Raw genomic sequence first — 19569 nt, 5'->3', positions numbered from 1 at the left:
AAAATAAAATTGAATTCGAGTTTCCAGAAAAAACTAAAGCAAGCTAGGGCAAATTTAAATATGTATTTTATTTACGTTGAGGTGGAATTCAAAATGAAGGAATGGATTTGTATTACTTAAAATTTATAAATAGAAATTATAAATATGTCATAAATGATACTTATTATGCTGTTGAAAATGAAACGGCAATCGGAATAAAAATTAATAATTTAAAAGATAATAAGACAACAAATAATAAAGCTAAAAAAAGTAGTCGAAAAGGTAATCTAGTTGAGTTCAGATTTAATAAACAATTAGAAATTGAAGATGAACTCGAAGAGTAACTACTACCGCCAACACACGCTAAAAGCAATTTGGCCAATCGGCTTAATAGAAAGTTGGTTTTGTATTTGTGATGATTTGGCAAATCCGAAAATTAAGGCTAATTTAGTACCAAACCCGCTGTAGCGTGGGAACGTTACCAGCAATTTAGAAACTTGGGGTAATATATATGAACGCAAAGAGTAATTTGACAAAGTTTTATAATTTACAAATGAAAAATATTAGGAATATAATGATTCTTGGATTATTTATACTATCTGCATGCAAACAAAATAAATTTGAATATGATCCTTCCAAACCTTATCCAGAATTAGAAGTTGGAGAACGTTGGGTTGATAAATATGATGGCAGAGGATTACAAAATGGGATAGTTAAAAATAACTTTTTATTTGTAAACACTATAAATATTTCGGAAGGACAAAACTATCTTTATTGTTTAAATCTTTCCAACAAAAAAGTAGAATGGAAAAATAAAGTAAATGCATACGCTTCTCAACCTGTCACCATAAATGATGATCAATTATATTACGTAAGCTATATTGGAAAAATTTACTCATTTTCCATAGATGGAAAAAAATTGTGGTCAAATCAATTGAAGTCAAGTTATGGGGGACATAAACTTAATTCCGCAAATGGCAACTTACTAGTAAATACAGTAACACAAGGAGTTTTTGAATTCGATAAAAAATCAGGAAAAGAAATAAAGCATCATGATGAAGACACTTGGGGAATTACGGTATATAGTAAGAAAAAAAAGTAACTAATCAAAAAAAAACTACGGCTAACACACGCTACAAGCAATTTGGGTTTAAGGCTTAATTTGAATTTGGTTTTGTATTAGGAAGATTTGGCAAATCCGAAAATAGGGGTTAATTTAGTACCAGCCTCTCCAAGCTCCAGAACGTTATACGAAAGCATGCGAAACGAATATTTATGAACAAAAATGTAATCCGATGAAATACATTTCATTAATGATTTTTATTTTACTAATTTCTTGTAATCCATATTCAAAGACTATTGATGAAAAACTCAATGGATCTTGGGCTATTGAGGAAATAAAATATCAAAATATAAACTACAAGGACAGCTTAATTATTAATACTTTATTTTTTGAAGAGAATAATGTTATTAAACTTCCTGAAACTTTCAATTTTGAAAATGAATTAACATTTTATGAATTGGACGAAAAAAATTTAATGATAAATGTTAGTTCCAAAAATCAAATCTTTCGGGGAAAATACAATCTTAGATTTATTAAAGACAGTCAAAAAAAAATATTAGGAATAGAATTAAAATCAAAAAACACATATTTAATAGCGTATAAATTTTTGCAGAATTATGATGTCGATGGCATAGGGTGGTAAAATTGCCTTAGCATAACAGCTAAAACGGATTTGGGCAATTGGCTTAATGGAAAGTTGGTTTTATATTGGGATGATTCGGCAGATCCGAGAAATAGTCTTATTTTAGTACCAAACCCGCTGTAGCGAGGGAAAGTTGTACGTCAGTTTGGAGAACCAAAAAACCGAAAAGAAACTAAATAATAAAATTGAATTTTGATTAATGATAATACTTGAAAAATTTACTGAACAAGATTTTGAAAGATTGATAAATTGGGTTGAAAACGAAGAAATTTTAGTTCAGTTTTCTGGACCTGTTTTTAAATTTCCATTAACTAAAGAACAACTGAACGAATATTTATATTCTGAAAATATAATTTCATTTAAAGTCATAAATTCAGAAACGAACAAAATAATTGGACATTGCGAAATTTATAAAACTGAAAATAATGAAGTTAAACTTTGCAGAATTTTAATTGGTGACGAAAACCAAAGAGGAAAAGGATTTGGAAAAAAAATTATAAATGAATTGGTAAAATATAGTTTTGAAAAACTAAATGCTGAAAAAGTTGAACTCAACGTTTATGATTGGAATAAATATGCAATTGTATGTTACGAAAAAACTGGTTTTGAAATAAACCCAAATAAATTTAGCGAAATTGAAGTAAAAGGAAATAAATGGATTTCATTAAATATGATTTTAAACAAATCAAAATGGGAAAAATTAATTGAAAATTGAAAAAAAAAAAATAAAACCGAACGCACAACACACTACAAGCAATTTGGTTATTAGGATTTATTTGAAATTGGTTTTGTATTTGGAAGATTTGGCAAATCTGAAAATAGGACTTCATTTAGTCCCAAACCCGCTATAGTTCCAAAACGTTATCCGTCAGTTTAATAGAACGCAGAAAAAAACGAACAAATGAGAAATCACAATTATTATTTTTATTTATTTTTCATCATAACAATTGGTTGTTCTGAAAAGAACGATACAAAAGTTGAAAAATCAATTCAAAAAGTAATTGAAAAATTTCCTCAATTAGAAACTGCCAAGAAAACATTTGGAAATGATTACAAACTTATAAAAAGTGTAAAGAATAGAGAATTTGATTTTGAAATTCAATTATTTTCTGAACCAGACAGTATAAAAGATAATCAGCAATTAATTGTTTTGATTAACTCAAAAAAACAGTGTTCAGTAATTCCATTCTTTAGTAACAAATACAAAGATTATTGGGAATTTCCATTTGACAAACCAATAAAAAACATTGATAGAATAAAATCAACTTTCAGAGTTGAATTAAATAATGCTTTGAACATATTTCCTAATCCAAAAAATCCTTTAAAAGATAAAAACGTAAAGTATGAAGTAGTAAATGAAATTTTAAAATCGCTGTTGATCACCAAAAATTTAGAAGAAAAAGATAGTTTACTTATTTATAAAAACAGAAATCTAAATTCAAATATGCCAACTGAAATTTCTGATTCTGTATTTATAAGACTTCGAAAAAATTATGAAAAGATGAAAAAAGAATGGCATTCAAAAAAATTTATAATTAATTATAATTCTTATCTAGACACAAGAAATGGGAGGATTTATCAATTAAATTATAACGAAAAAACCAAAAGTTATGATGTGAAAAATTATAGACAAGACCAAGGTTATACTTTTTTAACAGAATAAAACTGAACGGCTAACACACGCTACAAGCAATTTAGGCAATTGGCTTAATAGAAAGTTGATTTTGTATTTGGATGATTTGGCAAATCCGAAAATAGGGCTTAATTTAGTACCAAACTGATTGTAGCGCGGGAACGTTAACAACAAGATTGGCGCAGAGTCAAGAATCTAACGCAATTTTAATGACAATGAAAAATTTAACAAAAACTATATTTTCAATTAGCCATAAACTAATATTTATATTTTCCCTATTGCTATTAATTCAATCTTGTAAAAGTGATGAAAATGAAACACAACTTAGTAAAGAATCAATTTTAGAATTAGAAAAAATAATTGGTTCAAAAGAAATTTCATTTCAAAAAGAAAAAAATACATATCGACTAGTTGTAAAAAACACTAATTTGAAAAGCACTTTAAGTAAAAAAATGGGAGCAAGTAATTCCGCAATAATACTTTATTTAGAAGTTGTCAAAAACAATCCAACATTGATTTACGAAACCGAATTTGCAATTAATTATTTTGGAACAAGTCATAACTTCATATATAAACTTGAGGAAATTAGTAATGCTATTTATGCACAAGAAATTGTCGATAGTACAATTACTAAAATGAAAAACAAAACCCTTATTAATTTTGATTGTTCTAATAATATAACAAACGAAAACCTTAAAAATTGGCCAAAAATCGAAGACTACGGATTTTTAGGTTTTAGCCGTCAAAAAGAATTATATTGTAATGAAAATAAGAATATAACTTTATGGCGAACATTTATAAGTCCCGATAATGTACAATTATGGTTTTATATTGATAACAAAAGCAACAAATTACTAAATATTATACAAAAATAACTACTCAATAAAATGCCAGCCACTAACACACGCTACAAGCAATTTGGGTATCAGGCTTAATTTGAAATTAGTTTTGTATCTGGGAAATTTGGCTAATCCGAATAATGGGCTTAATTTAGTACCAAACCCGCTGTAGCGCCGGAACATTGGGCGACATATTCACAGAAAACAAAAAACAGAAAATGAAAAAATTAACATTACTATTTTTAATTATTATTTCAGCGAAAAGTTATTCACAATCAAAAAACTTCATTGATTTACCATACATTGAAACTTCGGCAATTTCCGATACTTTGGTTTTGCCAAACAGAATTCATTTGAATATTGTAATTTCTGAAAAAGACACAAAAGACAAATATTCTGTTGAAGAATTAGAAAACTTAATGGAGCAAAAATTAAAAGGTCTGGGAATTAATACAAATCAAAATTTAAGTTTAAATGATTTAGCTAGTAATTTCAAAAAATACTTTATTAAAGAAACTGATGTAATGAAATCAAAATCATATAATCTAATTGTTGAAAACGCAAAAATTGCTGGAAGCGTAATTTCGGAACTTGAAACAATTGAAATTTCAAATATTCGAGTAACAAAAACCGAAAATACAGAATATGAAAAAATAAAACTGATTTTAAAATCAAATGCAATTGCAAAGGCTAAAATTCAAGCAGAATTTATGACTAAACCTTTGAAACAAAAAGTTGGAAATGCAATTTTTATTTCTGATTTAACTAATATAGGAAATTTTGACGGCGGTGGAAGTTTGCAAGAAGTTGTAGTTGTCGGGTATGGCAGAAAAAGTAAACAAGAATACAAACCTATTGATATTGAATTTCAAAAAATTAAAATTGAAACTATTATAAACGTTAAATTTAAACTTGAATAAAAATACGATCGCCCAAAACATGCTACAAGCAATTTGGGTATTTGGCTTTATTTGAAATTAGTTTTGTATTTGGAAGTTTTGGCAAATCCGAAAAATGGGCTTAATTTAGTCCCAAACCCGCTGTAGTGCCAGAACGTTAGCAGTAATGCGACCGCAGAAACTTGAAAATTGAAATTAAATGAAAATATCAACTAAAAATCTTGATGGAATTCCAGAAATTTCTACTCTAAAAAACCTATGCAAATCTCTTTCTGCAATCGAAGCAATTATTTGTAGAGATTGGGAATCGAGATATTACTCTTATCAAAATAATTGGGACGAAGAACTTGGAGAAGAATATTTTGAAATGAGAAATGGACAAGGCGACCAATTTTCAATCTTATTTTCAAAATTTGGAGCAATAATTAATGGTTTTGCACACGAAAGTGAAATGTCAAATTGGGAAGAAATTGAAATTGAACAAAAAGGTTTCTTAAAAAAAATGTTTGGCAATAAAGAAACAGAAATGCAACAAAAAATTTGGAAAGGTGTAATTGAAAATGTGCCAGCTGAATTTAAAGCATTTATTTTAGGCGAGCCTATTATATCTCTTGGAACAACATTTTGTATTTGGAGAAAAAATGAAGCTAAAAAGTGGAATATTGGCGAAATAGACTTTCCTAAAGATAAATATACTGACGGAAGTGCTGATTTACTTTATATTCTTGATAATAATCCAGCAACATATCGAAAATGGGCATTAGAATATTATGATGAACATTTTGAAAACACTAAATTAAAAATAGAAACGGTTAAACATATTTACGATTCTCAAAAAATCACAAAAGAAATAATTTTAGAATTAAACCCAGAAATTGAAGATTTTGAAGAATTGAAAAATGAATTAAAAGAAATTGGTTACGATAACATTGAATTTTAGAAGCACTACTGCTAACACACGCTACAAGCGATTTGGGCAATTGGCTTAATGGAAAGTTGGTTTTGTATTTGAGATGATTTGGCAAATCCGAAAATAGAGCTTAATTTAGTCTCAAACCCGCTTTAGTGCAAGGACGTTATAGGCAACCAAAATGAGACACTTAATTAACATAATAATTTTACTTTTTTGGACGACTTTATCGTTTGGACAAATACAACTTATAGCTCGGAAAGATAAAGAGAGAGTTGAGCAATTTGCCGAACGCCAAAAACCAGAAAACTCAACTTTGACACATAAAGTTTTAGATACAAAATGGAACGGTAATTCCACTATCATTTCACTTTACGACATAACATATAAATTACCTAAAGAAAATGACCCAGACCAGCAGACATATCATAAAATTTTAGGAATTGTATTTTCTGAACTTGATAAAAACACTTATAGTAAAGTAACTTTTGGAACGATAGATACTGAAGGTGGAAATCCGTCAATTGAAGCTATCTTCTTTGCAAACGCCGACAATGACAAGGCAAAAGAGATAATAATCATAGCTTCTTGGGAACAACGACATTATGATGTTAATGGAACGCTTTACGGCACATACGTTTTTGACAATGAAACGATCGAGAAAACATTCGACTTGAAATTTCTTGAAGGTATAAGTAAAAAGATTGAAGGAGACTGTGAATGCAACTGGAGTGACGGAACAAGTAAGAAATCGAAATTTAAAACAGCATCAGAAGTTAAAAACGAACTAATCAGACTTGGTTTTAAACAATAATAAAAACGACTTTAAAGAATAATTGTCTTCCTATAACAGACGTTTGGGAATATGGCGGGTTTAAACTCAATAAAAAGTTGGTTTTGTATTTGGGATGATTTGGCAAATCCGAAAATAGGGCTTAATTTAGTCCCAAACCTGCTGTAGCGAGAGAAAGTTAGCGGTCAGGCTAAAACGCGCGAACAAAAAGACAATTATCCCATAATTGACAATTAAAATGACAAACTTAATTACAATAAGAGAATTCGAAATAAAGGACAAAAGTGAAGTCATTAACTTATTAAGGTTAAATACACCCGAATATTTTGCAGTTGACGAAGAAGAAGACTTAAACAAATATTTGGAAACAGAAAGAGAACTTTATTATGTTTTAATATATGACCAAAAAATAGTTGGATGTGGTGGAATTAACTTTGTAGACAACAATACAACAGGAAAAATTAGTTGGGACATACTTCACCCTGAATATCAAGGAAAATCTTTGGGAACAAAACTATTGAAGCACCGAATAGACAAACTAAATTCTATTGACGGAATACAAAAAATTACTGTAAGGACTTCACAAGTCGCATACAAATTCTATGAGAAACAAGGTTTTGAACTTTTTGAAATTAAAAAAGACTATTGGGCAGAAGGATTTGATATGTATAATATGGAATATAAACAAAAATGAAAACGATAACGGCAAAAAAAGCCTGAACCGCTAACACATGCTACATGCAATTTGGGCATTTGTTTTAATAGGAAAATTGGTTTTGTATTTGACAAATTCGAATATTGGGCTTAATTTAATCCCAAACTGTCTGTAGCGCGGGGACGACATATAGCTTTCAAATGCCTTTAGAAGTGGAATATGCGCAACGTAATCAATTCTAAAAAAGTGATGGACAATATATCAAAAAACACTTCGTATATTTGAATTTTACAAAACCATGAGTCACATCACTATCAAAGAACTGTATCGGGAAATATTAAAAAACACCAATACGGATGTCAATCAATTTCTACAGGAAAATCTCAATAAAGATATAGGACACTTTAATGTATTCAATATCGAAAACTTGTACCAAAAAAGCACCAGTAAACCTGAGATGCCATATAACATTCGAACATACTATAAAGTCAGTTTAATAAAAGGGAGTAATACAGTAGATTACGCCAACAAGACTGTCCAGATTAATGAATTCGGCGTACTGTTTGCATCTCCAAAAATTCCTTATCGCTATACACCAAATACTACCGATCAATCTGGACATTTTTGTGTCTTCACCAAAGATTTTTTACCCTTTACTAAAACAGGTTTAGATCTAGATACTTTACATGTTTTCTCAAACCAAAGCGATTTTGTATTTCAAATTTCAGAAACACAGTTCCAGCAATTTGAAGCTATATTTGAAAAAATGCACTTCGAAATCAGTTCCGATTACGAATTCAAATACGATCTCCTCAGGAATTACCTGATCGAATTAATCCACAATGGTCAGAAACTACATCCTTTACCATTCAGTTCAAATAGTAAAACAGCTGCATCACGAATTACATCTTTGTTTATAGAACTATTAGAGCGCCAATTCCCTATTGCAAACTCATCACAAGTATTACAAAACAAATCGCCCAAAGATTATGCAAATCAATTGAATGTACATGTTAATCACTTGAATAAGGTTTTGAAGGAAGGTATTGGCAAAACTACCTCTGAAATCATTTCGAGGCGTATCAATCAAGAGGCGAAAATATTATTAAAGGAATCCAATTGGAATATCTCGGAAATTGCTAATGCTTTAGGCTTTGATGAAGTTGCCCATTTTTCTAACTTTTTTAAAAAGCACAACCAACAAGCACCAAATAACTTTAGAGAGAAATAATTTGATTTTTACAACTAATCGATTGAAAATTACAAGTAGCCATCCCCCACTTTTAAGCAACTTTGCCTAATCATTTAAAAACACAAAAACATGTCACAACAAGTAAATAAAATAGTCTTGATTACAGGCGGTAGTCGTGGATTAGGAAAAGATGCTGCTTTACAATTGGCTAAAAGAGGATTTGATGTAATTATCACTTACCAATCAAAAAAAGAAGCGGCAGATCAAGTTGTAGAAGCCATAACCAAATTGGGTAATAAGTCTTTTGCTTTGGCTTTAAACTTATCAGATGCTACTACTTTTGAAAACTTCAAAAAGGATGTAACAGCAATTTTAGAAACTTCTTTTGAGGGAAGAAAACTTAATGCTTTGGTCAACAATGCAGGAATTGGTATCAACATGCCATTCGAAACCACAACTGAGGATGCATTGGATGCCATGACAAACATTCATTTTAAAGGCCCATTTATGTTGACTCAAAAGTTATTGGCTTTGTTAGAGTATGGAAGCAGTATTGTAAACACATCATCTGGATTAGCTCGCTTCTCTTTTGTAGGGTATGCAGCATACGGGGCAATGAAAGCCGCAATCGATTCATTAACACGTTATCAAGCATTAGAACTAGGAAACAGAAAAATCAGAGTAAACTCGGTGGCGCCTGGTGCAATTGAAACGGATTTTGGCGGAGGATTAGTACGAGACAATGCCGATTTCAATCAGCATATTTCCTCAGAAACCGCATTGGGCCGTGTAGGATTAGCTGATGATATAGGAACTGTTGTTGCTTTCCTCTGTTCAGACGACTCCAAGTGGATCAACGCACAACGCATAGAAGTTTCGGGTGGGTTTAGAATATAAAGACCCCATTTTAATCATAAGCCTTTTAAGTATTTCGAATATTTGGAGGCTTATTATTTTTAGAAAATGACTGGTTTTTTTTTATTTGGATAAGCATTCGGGGACGACAACGGGCATGTGACTGAATTAAGACCTTTTCTCGGATTGCCATTTGCACGATAGCGAACAGCCGAAGCAAATCTTCCAAATACAAAACCAATTTCAAATTAAGTCTAAAACCCAAATTGCTTGTAGTGTGTGTTAGCAAACGTTATTTTGTGTTCAATCCTTTATTTAGAAATTTCATAAAGTTTTCTTCATCAGTCAAATAGCTTTCTGTTGCAATAATATTCCCTTTTGAATCAAGGACAGCAAAATATGGTTGCATATTCACACTAAATTTTTCGATTTGCAAATTTGAATGTTTCTTCCCAATAGTTGTGATTAATATTCCGTTAGATGATGATGTAAATTTTTCAGAATTTGCTAATTGTGTTTTATCATCTAGATAAAGACTCACAAAATAAAACTGATTTTTAAGTTTTTCGTAAATCACATCTTCAGTTAATATGTTTTTTTCAATCTTCCTTGAATTTACGCAACCATAACCTGTAAAATAGATTATTAGTGGCTTATTTAAATTATTAGCTTTTTTTAATAAATCCGCTAAATCCGCGTTTCCATAATTTGTAAAAATATCTGAATATTCCTCTGATTTTTTTAAATTAGTAACTTTATTTTTATTTTGTTCTTCATTAAGAACCATGAAAATTTCTTTATACGTTTTTGACTCTGAATTTTCTTTTACAAAATCATGCATTTTAACTAAATAACTTTCAGAAATTTCGAGTTTTTTAAGTTTTATTTTGTCCTCATTCCAATTTTCGATTCTAGCAATCTTAGTTGAAAGTTCTTTTGAAATCAATGTTACTTCTCTAATTTTTGGATATTGCTCACTTTTTTTAAAATCCAAAAGTTTATTCAATAAAGTTCCGTAAGTTATTTTTTCATTTTTATTTTCGGATGTAAGTGTGATGAGTATTGTAGCTAAAATTGAATTGTTTGAGAAAATCTCTAAGTCAACAAAATCTAATCCACAATTTTTAAAATTAGAAAAATCACTTTGAAATTTTTCTAAGTCATTTATTTCGATATCCATTTCTTTTGATAATAATTTGTCGCACTCAACTTTATTTTGAGCAACTATATTCAAAAAAAATAATGAGAGTAATATTGTAATCGTTTTTCTCATCTATAATGTTTGCTAACGTTCCGGCGCTTAACTAAGTTGCTAACTTCGGAACTAATTATTTTCTATTAAAGTTAAAATTTCTTGCTAGAAATAAACGTAAATTTACTACAAAATTCGTAATCTTACCAAACGCCTGTTACCAGCAGGTTTTTTTATTCTATTAGTTTGAATTCTGTTTTTGATTTTCCGCCAAACATTGAAAAATTACTTTCAATTTCCATTACGCCTTCATAATTAATCCATTTTCCTTTAAGAATTGAAAAATTACCTGTTGCATTATGCGAAATTTTCATAAATGTTTTTTTGTTAGTTTCCATTCCAAACATTCCACCCATTGGATTTCTAAAATCTCCGATTACGTATTCTATTATATTATATTTAATTACAGCAATTTGGTCGCCATCTTTTTCTACGATTCGTTCAATGTAAACTGAGTTTTCATTACTTAAGCTATCGCAAATAAAATTTTGATCCATTTCGATTAAACTTAAGTTGAGTTTCCATTTTTCTCCAATTTCAACTTTTCTACTTGGAAGTTCAAATAATAGTGAAATGAGATTTTTTTGAGAATTTTTATAATATGTACTTACAATTTCACCAGAATTAGTAATTCTACCTCTCAAAACGACGTTGCCATTTAAACCAACTAATCCTTTGTAAAGGTTTTTAAAGTTTAGACTATCTTTTTCTATTTCATCAATTTTATTTTTGTTTTTTTTCTTTTTCCCTTTTTGTTGATTTTCAGCTTTTTCTTGAGACATCATTTCTTTAAACTTCTCAATAGAATTATCTTTTTCTTCGTTAAACATTAGTATTTCAATATCTATTAGTTTTTCATCTTTTTTGTTTAGGAAAAGATTAGTTTGATATTTCATACCTGAATTAATTTCTGAGAGTGATTCTCGTAATTTTTCGAAGTCTTTATCAGAGAAAATAGAAGAAGAGTCATTTTTACTCGAAAGTTCACTTTTTTCTTTAATAGCATTCATTGTAGTTTTATATTTCAAAGTATCATTTTTGGATATTTTCCATTCTAACGATATTTTTTCTTTAGATTGACTAAGTGCTAAAGTTGATATTAAAAGTAAAAAAAATAATATTTTAATTCTCATTTGGTTGTTTTTAAGATTCTGCGACAAAATTGCTGGTAACGTTACCACGATACAAGCGGGTTTGGGACTAAATTAAGCCCATTTTTCGGATTTGCAAAATATTCCAAATACAAAAACATATTTAAATTAAGCCTAATACCCATATTGTTTGTAGCGTGTGTTAGCGGTTGTTGTTTTTATTTATTATCCAATCTTCTGCATTTAAATTTAATACTTTTCAAAATTATAATTTCAGTTTTTGTTACTTTCTACGTAATAATAACTGCTTTTAGTCAGCGTTTTTATTAAATAAATCGTATGCTATATTTGGTATTTTTAATGCTATTGTTATTTTATTAGTTCCAATTTTCTCTAAAAACTTATTTGAATTTTGCTTTTTTATTTTTTCGTATTGAGTTTTAAATTCGAAGTAGTTCATTCCTAAGAATCTTAAATATTCTCCAGCATAACTTTTTCTATCAGCTAATAAAGCTAAAATTATATGTTCTGATTTTACTTCTTCAACATTGTAAATCCAAGAGTAATATTTTGCGTTTTTTAAAGCTTTTTCAAATTCTACGGTCAAATAATAATTTTCACATTTTTTTTTATTTACTTCTAACATTGATTTATATAACTCGATGAAGTTCCAATTTCTATTTTTAAAAATTTCATTTGGAAAATTATTTGTTTTTAACAAAGCAATAATAAAATGATATGATGATAAATGGTCTGAACCCAAATCTATTGCAACATCTCTACAGTCTTTTATAACAACTTCGATTTCTTTGTTAAATACCATTAGCAAATTTTAAAATATTTTTATCCTCTTAAAGATTTCGGTTTCTGTCGGTCGAAAATATCACACAATGTTCTGGCACTACAGCGGGTTTGGGACTAAATTAAGCCCATTTTTCGGATTAGCAAAATATTCAAAATACAAAACCAATTTTAATTTAAGCCAAATCCCCAAATTGCTTGTAGCGTTTATTGGCAGTAGTATTTATTCGAATTTTTTCGCAATTTGATTTTTCGCAATACATGCTTCTTTAAGCAGTTGAAAATACGGTAAAACATAATTACTAGTATATTCTGTTGGAACTTCATTACTTTGGGTTGAAGACAATTTTTTGAGATAACCAGTCAAACCGTATGAATGATTATGTACTTCTATTCTGTATTCGAGATTATATTCTAAAATATCATAAGAATAAGTTACATCGTCAGATGGTGTAAGGTAAGTTTTCGAATATCCGGCAATCATTGAATCGGATTTCGGCTTTGTCATATACTTTTGAGTTGAATATGGTTAAGGATGTAAGTATGTTTTTGTGTTTATAATAAAAAGGCAAAATACTATGCCTATTTTACAAGTAACTAACAGGAAATGCACAAAACTTAAAAGCCTTTATTATTAGTGGTTTATGACGAACGAATGCGTTTTAATGCCTGTTAAATTATGAAGTAGCAAAACAACGGCAATTGGTATTTAGGCTATTAGTTTGGCTAGGCTAATAAGTGCAATACTACATTATAGTGAAAAAGTGCTTAACAGTTTGCTCTCCAAGTGTTTGCCAATAAATAAAAAAGACAACTCCATTATTATCCTTAGAGTTGGTGAAGCGCTCTAAGGATTTGTAATGAAATGAAGTATCTCCGACGCGGGCTAATTTGAACAAGTTACAAACTCTTTTTTCATTTATTCATTCGTAGTCATCAACGCCACTATCTTGCTCACAAGACTACGAACAGTGGAAATCTAACCAAAGGTCTCCATTAAATAACATAATACCACGCCATCCACCCGCTGACCAGTCTTTAACTGGGTTAGAGTTGATAATATTGTTGTTGTCTCGAAGGTAAAAACATTCCAGACTTGTTTCTTTATGCTACTTTATTCAGTGTTTTATTTTGTGATCAAAACCCATAAGGATTGATTTTTTTACCTCATCAAAAGGAAATTCATGCCACATTGGAACACCTTGCGTTTTTTGATTTCTCACCATGTCGTAATCTATCGGTTTAAAGTATGCTGTTGGTGGGCTTCCATGATTATGAGTAGTATCCAGAGAACTAAATACATTCAAATAGGTTTTATCTGGATCATTTGCATCATAAATGTCAACAGCAAATGTATAATCCTTTGCATCACTTACTTTCTTCAATACAAAATCGTTGGTTAATTTATCTGTTTTTACCAAGTTACATGGTGTAGCTTCACCCGATCCTAACTTACCCGTACTTACTCCTATTGTATCTGTAAAATAATCAGTAGATATTAATGTATCCGCATTTGTCTTAGTCCAACCAACCACTCTCCAATAAAAATCTTTTTGGTACTTAACGTATGTTGCCAAATGAATATAGGGTGATTTTGTACCAATGATTATGGGAAAAAAACAAGTACTCTGTTCAGCAATTGCTGACCAATCCTCAAGTCCTTTACACCTTTTCAACAAACTTGAATTTGGACTTCGTGAGCCCGCTGGGCTAAAAAAAGTATCATAATTATCAGTACTTCTCGGGTGGTAGTATAGGTAGTTATGTTTATTTATTTCATACCTACCATAAAGCATATATCCAAACGGTGCGGATGAGAAAGTTTCATAATTTTCAAAGAAATATTTGTATACGTTAAAACAAAGTTTGAAATTACTTTCATTTAATAATCCTTGTGTAAAACTCACTGTCCAATGATTATAGTCGTTTTCAGTAATTATTTCAGCATCAGATATAAAACCATCCAGTTCTTTAGTAAATCTTTTTAGATAGTCAGTATAAACTAGCGCTCTATTCTTAGTAATATATCCTTTGGTAATTTCCAGAGGGATGCCAGAGACAAAATGCAAATAAGATGCGAAAAGCTGCCGGGTCATTATAAAGGTTGTGAGTTTAGCAATAAAAAGAGCAGTGTTCGTTGGATTTGCAATCTGAAATTGGAGACCAGATAGAACATCGCTGTATCGCGTATATTCAACATCATAAACGGAATAATCAGATAAATTGATAGGTGAACCATTAGAAGCATAATTTGTTTCTGACGATGAGTTATTGGATACAATTGCTTCTGGCGATGAATTACGGGATATATCGCTTGTTTTTAAATATGAATTAGCGAAATTCTTTTGAATTAATGGTTGGTTTGAGTTATTAGGATTAATTCCATCTTTTGAAACTTGATTTACATTTAGTTCCTCAGTCTTCCTTTCCATATCTTTTTGATGAATTTCTAGGTTCTTTTCAGCATCATCAGTTTTCCCGTCCTTTTTGCTTTTCTGATATTCCTCCCATGTCGGTAGATCTGTTATTGTATGACCATCTTTCATCATTTGCTCCATCTGCATGTATTTTATCATATCCTCCGTGCTACTAAGTTCCAGCGTAAATTCTGGAAGTGCTTTAGGTGCCTTAATTTCCTTAATTTCATCTACAGTAGGTATTTCTGGTGCTTTTGGATTCACCGTTGGAATGGGTACAGAAGCAGGAGGAGCTTTAGTAATGATGTCGATGCCTTGATTGGAGTAGGTTTCTACAAATTTATCAACCCATGCTGAGTTAGAATTGCCTGCTGGTATACTAACTGATTTTGCACTGACTGTACCTTTTGCACCTGCTTTTGAATGCATTTTTGCCCACTCGTTACCAGAAGCCGCCCCACTAGTTATACCACTCGATGATCGGGCGGAAACAGCAACAGAAGCTCCATATTTTAATTCGCTGCTCTCTACGGAAGATTCATAATGTACGGAGAGAATACCTGCGCTAAATGACATTAGTTTCATTTTTGAAACAAACCCATGACCAAACTCTTTTGTAAAATCTGAATAGGCCCTTTCCCAAGTGGCAAAGTCCACAGCTCTGGCTAGTGCATCATACTTTTCCTTAAATAATGGTGTTGCACAGTTATAGAGTTCTTGTTCTGTTACGTCTTTCGTCATAAAAATTTCATAATCAACGTATGAACTACCTACTGTTAAACTCAAGCCGGATTCACTCTCTAATTTTGCTTCTCCATTTTCATAATGTATTCCAATGCTTATTTTACACTTTGGAAACCCGAATTTAAATTCGTTAGCGGTACCAAAACTATGGGAATCTTGAGTACTCTGAGAAAAGGCATTTGCCTGAACAATTTTTATACCAACGGGGTTGGCGGTATCAATTCTTCCTATAGTCGCTAGTTGAGACAAATCAAATGCATGTTTCGTTGGCTCCATATTTCGGGTATTGTAGTTCAGTATACTACCTATGCGGGCGTATTTCAACTTGTTTTCTTTCATATTTTTATTGTTTATATTTAAGTTTTTATAATTTTATTTTTAGTTAACGACAATAAAATAAGCATTAAAAAATTAGTATAAAATACTGATTTTCATTACATTAATAATTATTACGACATAATTTTTCTAACGAAGAACACCAGTATTGGGCCTAAAGATACATCGTTAATTTCGGTATTACAAGGTCATTTTAAGGAAGAACTAAATTTAGCAAGGGACAACTCATTTGTTTATTTATAACGACTTTATGTGAAATAAAGACAATTAATTATGATAGGTTATCCTCTTCATTTGACGTTAAAACTTATAATAATAGTTCTTACAGGATAATTCAACGATTTATGAAAGATTTTGATTTTTCCTCTATAAATATATACTGCCTTAATATTCAATTTGTTACCAAAAAAAAAAAAAAAAAAAATGATTTGGTATTGGTTTTAGATAGAACAAACTGGAAATTCGGTTCGAAAGATATCAATATATTAGTGCTTGGAATCAGTTATAAAAATGTAGCTTTTCCATTGATGTTCAAAATGTCAGACAAAAGATGGAATCCGGACATTCATGTACGAATTGATTTGATTAAACAATATTTTGAGTGGTTCGGAAAAGAAAGCATTGATTGTTTATTAGCCGATAGAGAATTTGTAGACGGCAAATGGTTGGAGTTTTTGAACAGCGAAAACATTAGGTATTATATTCGAGTTAGGAACAATTTTAAAATATTTTCCTATCAAAGACAAGGGGTAATAAAAGCATTTTGGTTATTCAATCATTTGAAAGTTGGTGAATTTTACCACTATCCAAAATAGTAGAATTACACGGGAAAAGATGTTATCTATCTGGAATTAAAACATTTTACATAGAAGATACACAAGTGACCGATTTAGAAAGATTAGAAAAATTATTCTCACTAACAATGATTGCTTTTGCATGGTGTTATAAAATAGGAGACTATTTAGATGAAAACATCAAAAGAATAATAATAAAAAATCATGGCAGATGAGCGGTAAGTTTTTTCAAATAAGGTTTAGATTATTTATCTAAATTTCTTTCAACAGGATTTAAGTCTTTGGAAAACAATCTGTTTTGCTTTTTGTCATGTAATTAACAATTTATAAGTAGATTTCATAATTTGGGTATCTTGTTTTTTTCGGTTTAAATTTCAAATCTTTCAAGTTTTTGCTTTTGATATTTTTCTGCGCAAACAAATACGTATTTTATAATTATTTTCTTCTGTGTAATTTTAGTACAAGTCTCCATTAACGTTCTGGCATTTCAGCGGGTTTGGTACTAAATTAAGCCCTATTTTCGGATTTGCCAAATCTTCCAAATACAAAACCCTCTTTTCCATTAAGCCTAATACCCAAATTACTTGTAGCGTGCGTTGTGTGTAGTCTTAATACTGACTAACTTTTCTCAAATAGGTTGTATCAATTTCGACCGCTTTTTCAAATTTAAAAAATAAGGATGGATAAATTTCAATTTCACCATTTTCTAACTTTCTACGTTTAATTTCTGTAACTTTTCCTTTTAAGCGAAATGCCTTGTACAAGTCTGTAAAATTTACTGTGTCTTTCCAAAGTTTATTGAAATATTTTTTGTCTGCAAAATGCAATTCCCGATTTAGAATATGATTTGGAGATAACAGAGGTTTTTCAGAAGGTTCAATGTTCACGACTAATGAATTTATGTTATTTAAAATTTTGTTAGATAAATAAACTATTCCACTGTCAATTGTAATTTCTCCACTGGTTGTACTTTCATTATGATGAACCAAAATAGTTGTGGTACAAGTATCACATATTTTGTATTCGTCACTAAAAGTTATTTTCGCTTTTGGATTGCTATTTAATTTATAGCTTGTTTTGTCATTACAAGAGATTAAAAGAGTAAATAAAGTTATAACTAAGTATTTTATATAAGCAGGATTAACGATTTTCATTTTTCAAGGGCTTGGATTTGGTGCATTTTAAATATAAATGTCTACGCTTTTACGAAAGATTACACACAACGTTCTCATGCTACAGAGGGTTTTGGACTAAAATAAGCCCAATTTTCGGATTTGCCTAATCTTCCAAATACAAAACCATATTTAAATTAAGCCTAATACCTAAATTGCTTGTAGCGTGTGTTGGCAGCTCGGGAGTTTTTCTTTATCTACTCTTGTGTTTTCAATTTAGTTCCTAAAATTTTAGTCGATTTTGTAATTTCCTCAAATGACTTTAGATATTTCTTAAATTCCAAATCACTACTAGTTGACAATACTACGGTAACAATTGTATTCTTGCATTCAATAATTAGTAAACACTCTTTTCGTTTGTTTTCATATTCGTATGTTACTATTTTATAATTTCCATTTGAATAATTATCTTTTTTGATGTTTTCAAATTTCAGGTCTAAACTTCCAATTTTTACTCCTTTCTCGTTTTCAGTAAGATATTTATTATTTCCATCAATCCATTCATCTAATTTTGGATTAATATCATAATCAATTCCATAAACATACATATAAGTTAAATCACTTACATTTTTTTCGTATGGTTTAATGAAAAAAGGCAATTGGTCATTTTGTGATTGAATCCAATTTTGAGGTATTTCGACCAAGATTGTGTGTTTATTTCCAACAACCATTTTAGATTGGCTATTTGAATAAGTTGAAAATACTATGCAAATTAGTAATATAATTTTTTCTATAATTCTCATTATACTTTTAGTTTTTTTTTTCGTTCGTTCGGTTTTCTGTTGACTGCCAACGTTCCCGAGCTATAAGAAATTTAGGACTAAATTCAGCCCATTATTCGGATTTGCCAAATCTCCCAAATACAAAACAAACTTCCCATTAAGCCTAATACCCAAATTGTTTGTAGCGTGTGTTATGCGACGGCTATTTACTTGTTTAGTTGAATGATTCCTTATCAATTCGGTCGCCCCAACCGCCATTTTCGGAAAACTTTGTGATAGTAAATTTATTCAAATCTGGCATTGTATTGATCTCTTTTTGAGCAAACTTATACACTGCCATTGTTGATTTTAATGTGTTTTCACTATATTTTCCTGTTGCACCATACAAGTCTGTTGTGCCAATATCAATTACTAAGTTTATTAAATGAATTAATTTATCATCAACTTTCAAATAAAACTCTTTTAGACTTTCAAATTCAGATTCTGTTAGAGTTTTATAATTTTCAGCAATATTCTTCGGATGAGTATCTAAAATAAATTCAGGTGTTAAATCTGAAATCTTTTTATCCCATTCCGAGAGATTTTTGATTATTGTGAATTCCCATAAAGTATCTATTAATCTATTAATCCAAACATTTCTTATTTTATTCTCAATCGAATATTCTTCTAAGCATTTAATACCAAAAGCGATTCTTCCAGTGATTGAAATTTTTTTGAATTGTCTTTCTATTTTATTTCTAAACAGTTTCATAAATGTGTGCTAACTTTCAATTTTCTGC

At 30.0% G+C, this 19569-nt stretch carries 21 protein-coding genes; 13 read left to right on the top strand and 8 right to left on the bottom strand.

The genetic code is table 11. The features are described from left to right. Positions 1 to 101: 101 nt before the first annotated feature. From AC061E_RS15915 to AC061E_RS15860, 12 genes are all read left to right on the top strand, one after another. Positions 102 to 323 (top strand): hypothetical protein, encoded by a 222-nt coding sequence (locus AC061E_RS15915; RefSeq protein WP_478287135.1) that lies wholly within the window; start codon positions 102 to 104, stop codon positions 321 to 323. A gap of 209 nt (positions 324 to 532) precedes the next feature. After that, positions 533 to 1081: an outer membrane protein assembly factor BamB family protein gene (locus AC061E_RS15910; RefSeq protein ID WP_478287134.1), complete on the top strand. Its 549-nt coding sequence runs from the start codon at positions 533 to 535 to the stop codon at positions 1079 to 1081. A 193-nt stretch (positions 1082 to 1274) separates the two neighbouring features. Then, a complete protein-coding gene (locus AC061E_RS15905) occupies positions 1275 to 1685 on the top strand; it encodes a hypothetical protein (RefSeq protein ID WP_478287133.1) in 411 nt (136 codons plus the stop codon). 199 nt (positions 1686 to 1884) lie between these two features. Further along, positions 1885 to 2400 (top strand): GNAT family N-acetyltransferase, encoded by a 516-nt coding sequence (locus tag AC061E_RS15900; protein WP_478287132.1) that lies wholly within the window; start codon positions 1885 to 1887, stop codon positions 2398 to 2400. A gap of 186 nt (positions 2401 to 2586) precedes the next feature. Next, complete coding sequence (locus tag AC061E_RS15895; protein WP_478287131.1) at positions 2587 to 3348, top strand: hypothetical protein; 762 nt, start codon at positions 2587 to 2589, stop codon at positions 3346 to 3348. Between the two features lie 185 nt (positions 3349 to 3533). Beyond that, positions 3534 to 4193, top strand: coding sequence for a hypothetical protein (locus AC061E_RS15890; RefSeq protein WP_478287130.1), 660 nt, complete (start codon positions 3534 to 3536; stop codon positions 4191 to 4193). 182 nt (positions 4194 to 4375) lie between these two features. Continuing rightward, a complete protein-coding gene (locus AC061E_RS15885) occupies positions 4376 to 5077 on the top strand; it encodes an SIMPL domain-containing protein (RefSeq protein WP_478287129.1) in 702 nt (233 codons plus the stop codon). A gap of 178 nt (positions 5078 to 5255) precedes the next feature. Continuing rightward, positions 5256 to 5996: a hypothetical protein gene (locus AC061E_RS15880; RefSeq protein ID WP_478287128.1), complete on the top strand. Its 741-nt coding sequence runs from the start codon at positions 5256 to 5258 to the stop codon at positions 5994 to 5996. A gap of 151 nt (positions 5997 to 6147) precedes the next feature. Further along, positions 6148 to 6780: a hypothetical protein gene (locus tag AC061E_RS15875; RefSeq protein WP_478287127.1), complete on the top strand. Its 633-nt coding sequence runs from the start codon at positions 6148 to 6150 to the stop codon at positions 6778 to 6780. A gap of 217 nt (positions 6781 to 6997) precedes the next feature. Further along, the gene (locus AC061E_RS15870; RefSeq protein WP_478287126.1) at positions 6998 to 7453 is read left to right on the top strand and encodes a GNAT family N-acetyltransferase; all 456 of its coding nucleotides are present in this window, start codon (positions 6998 to 7000) and stop codon (positions 7451 to 7453) included. A 259-nt stretch (positions 7454 to 7712) separates the two neighbouring features. Then, positions 7713 to 8645: a helix-turn-helix domain-containing protein gene (locus AC061E_RS15865; protein WP_478287125.1), complete on the top strand. Its 933-nt coding sequence runs from the start codon at positions 7713 to 7715 to the stop codon at positions 8643 to 8645. Positions 8646 to 8735: 90 nt separating this feature from the next. Continuing rightward, positions 8736 to 9503: an SDR family NAD(P)-dependent oxidoreductase gene (locus tag AC061E_RS15860; protein ID WP_478287124.1), complete on the top strand. Its 768-nt coding sequence runs from the start codon at positions 8736 to 8738 to the stop codon at positions 9501 to 9503. A 250-nt stretch (positions 9504 to 9753) separates the two neighbouring features. Here the strand turns inward: AC061E_RS15860 and AC061E_RS15855 are convergent, their stop codons facing one another. From AC061E_RS15855 to AC061E_RS15835, 5 genes are all read right to left on the bottom strand, one after another. Next, positions 9754 to 10734, bottom strand: coding sequence for a thioredoxin fold domain-containing protein (locus AC061E_RS15855; RefSeq protein ID WP_478287123.1), 981 nt, complete (start codon positions 10732 to 10734; stop codon positions 9754 to 9756). 152 nt (positions 10735 to 10886) lie between these two features. Further along, a complete protein-coding gene (locus AC061E_RS15850; RefSeq protein WP_478287122.1) occupies positions 10887 to 11846 on the bottom strand; it encodes a hypothetical protein in 960 nt (319 codons plus the stop codon). Between the two features lie 268 nt (positions 11847 to 12114). Beyond that, complete coding sequence (locus AC061E_RS15845) at positions 12115 to 12627, bottom strand: Clp protease N-terminal domain-containing protein (RefSeq protein WP_478287121.1); 513 nt, start codon at positions 12625 to 12627, stop codon at positions 12115 to 12117. A 201-nt stretch (positions 12628 to 12828) separates the two neighbouring features. Further along, on the bottom strand, positions 12829 to 13113 hold the full coding sequence (locus AC061E_RS15840) for a hypothetical protein (RefSeq protein WP_478287120.1): 285 nt from the start codon (positions 13111 to 13113) through the stop codon (positions 12829 to 12831). 610 nt (positions 13114 to 13723) lie between these two features. Further along, on the bottom strand, positions 13724 to 16105 hold the full coding sequence (locus AC061E_RS15835) for a hypothetical protein (protein ID WP_478287119.1): 2382 nt from the start codon (positions 16103 to 16105) through the stop codon (positions 13724 to 13726). 341 nt (positions 16106 to 16446) lie between these two features. On the opposite strand from AC061E_RS15835, the gene AC061E_RS15830 reads away from it, so the two are divergent. Beyond that, the gene (locus AC061E_RS15830) at positions 16447 to 16917 is read left to right on the top strand and encodes a transposase family protein (RefSeq protein ID WP_478287118.1); all 471 of its coding nucleotides are present in this window, start codon (positions 16447 to 16449) and stop codon (positions 16915 to 16917) included. Positions 16918 to 17504: 587 nt separating this feature from the next. Here the strand turns inward: AC061E_RS15830 and AC061E_RS15825 are convergent. The 3 genes from AC061E_RS15825 to AC061E_RS15815 form a co-directional block, all read right to left on the bottom strand. Then, positions 17505 to 18050, bottom strand: coding sequence for a hypothetical protein (locus AC061E_RS15825; RefSeq protein ID WP_478287117.1), 546 nt, complete (start codon positions 18048 to 18050; stop codon positions 17505 to 17507). A 215-nt stretch (positions 18051 to 18265) separates the two neighbouring features. After that, positions 18266 to 18811, bottom strand: a complete 546-nt coding sequence (locus AC061E_RS15820) for a hypothetical protein (protein ID WP_478287116.1) — start codon at positions 18809 to 18811, stop codon at positions 18266 to 18268. A 193-nt stretch (positions 18812 to 19004) separates the two neighbouring features. After that, entirely contained in the window at positions 19005 to 19541 is a 537-nt protein-coding gene (locus AC061E_RS15815) for a hypothetical protein (protein ID WP_478287115.1), read from the bottom strand. Between the last annotated feature and the right edge of the window lie 28 nt (positions 19542 to 19569).

The organism is Flavobacterium sp. GNP011 (assembly GCF_056428925.1).
This window is presented reverse-complemented; position numbering and strand designations above follow the sequence as displayed.

Coding starts and splice junctions, on each gene's coding strand:
- AC061E_RS15915 (WP_478287135.1), top strand. CDS start 102: ATGGATTTGTATTACTTAAAATTTATAAATAGAAATTATAAATATGTC.
- AC061E_RS15910 (WP_478287134.1), top strand. CDS start 533: ATGAAAAATATTAGGAATATAATGATTCTTGGATTATTTATACTATCT.
- AC061E_RS15905 (WP_478287133.1), top strand. CDS start 1,275: ATGAAATACATTTCATTAATGATTTTTATTTTACTAATTTCTTGTAAT.
- AC061E_RS15900 (WP_478287132.1), top strand. CDS start 1,885: ATGATAATACTTGAAAAATTTACTGAACAAGATTTTGAAAGATTGATA.
- AC061E_RS15895 (WP_478287131.1), top strand. CDS start 2,587: ATGAGAAATCACAATTATTATTTTTATTTATTTTTCATCATAACAATT.
- AC061E_RS15890 (WP_478287130.1), top strand. CDS start 3,534: ATGAAAAATTTAACAAAAACTATATTTTCAATTAGCCATAAACTAATA.
- AC061E_RS15885 (WP_478287129.1), top strand. CDS start 4,376: ATGAAAAAATTAACATTACTATTTTTAATTATTATTTCAGCGAAAAGT.
- AC061E_RS15880 (WP_478287128.1), top strand. CDS start 5,256: ATGAAAATATCAACTAAAAATCTTGATGGAATTCCAGAAATTTCTACT.
- AC061E_RS15875 (WP_478287127.1), top strand. CDS start 6,148: ATGAGACACTTAATTAACATAATAATTTTACTTTTTTGGACGACTTTA.
- AC061E_RS15870 (WP_478287126.1), top strand. CDS start 6,998: ATGACAAACTTAATTACAATAAGAGAATTCGAAATAAAGGACAAAAGT.
- AC061E_RS15865 (WP_478287125.1), top strand. CDS start 7,713: ATGAGTCACATCACTATCAAAGAACTGTATCGGGAAATATTAAAAAAC.
- AC061E_RS15860 (WP_478287124.1), top strand. CDS start 8,736: ATGTCACAACAAGTAAATAAAATAGTCTTGATTACAGGCGGTAGTCGT.
- AC061E_RS15855 (WP_478287123.1), bottom strand. CDS start 10,734: ATGAGAAAAACGATTACAATATTACTCTCATTATTTTTTTTGAATATA.
- AC061E_RS15850 (WP_478287122.1), bottom strand. CDS start 11,846: ATGAGAATTAAAATATTATTTTTTTTACTTTTAATATCAACTTTAGCA.
- AC061E_RS15845 (WP_478287121.1), bottom strand. CDS start 12,627: ATGGTATTTAACAAAGAAATCGAAGTTGTTATAAAAGACTGTAGAGAT.
- AC061E_RS15840 (WP_478287120.1), bottom strand. CDS start 13,113: ATGACAAAGCCGAAATCCGATTCAATGATTGCCGGATATTCGAAAACT.
- AC061E_RS15835 (WP_478287119.1), bottom strand. CDS start 16,105: ATGAAAGAAAACAAGTTGAAATACGCCCGCATAGGTAGTATACTGAAC.
- AC061E_RS15830 (WP_478287118.1), top strand. CDS start 16,447: ATGAAAGATTTTGATTTTTCCTCTATAAATATATACTGCCTTAATATT.
- AC061E_RS15825 (WP_478287117.1), bottom strand. CDS start 18,050: ATGAAAATCGTTAATCCTGCTTATATAAAATACTTAGTTATAACTTTA.
- AC061E_RS15820 (WP_478287116.1), bottom strand. CDS start 18,811: ATGAGAATTATAGAAAAAATTATATTACTAATTTGCATAGTATTTTCA.
- AC061E_RS15815 (WP_478287115.1), bottom strand. CDS start 19,541: ATGAAACTGTTTAGAAATAAAATAGAAAGACAATTCAAAAAAATTTCA.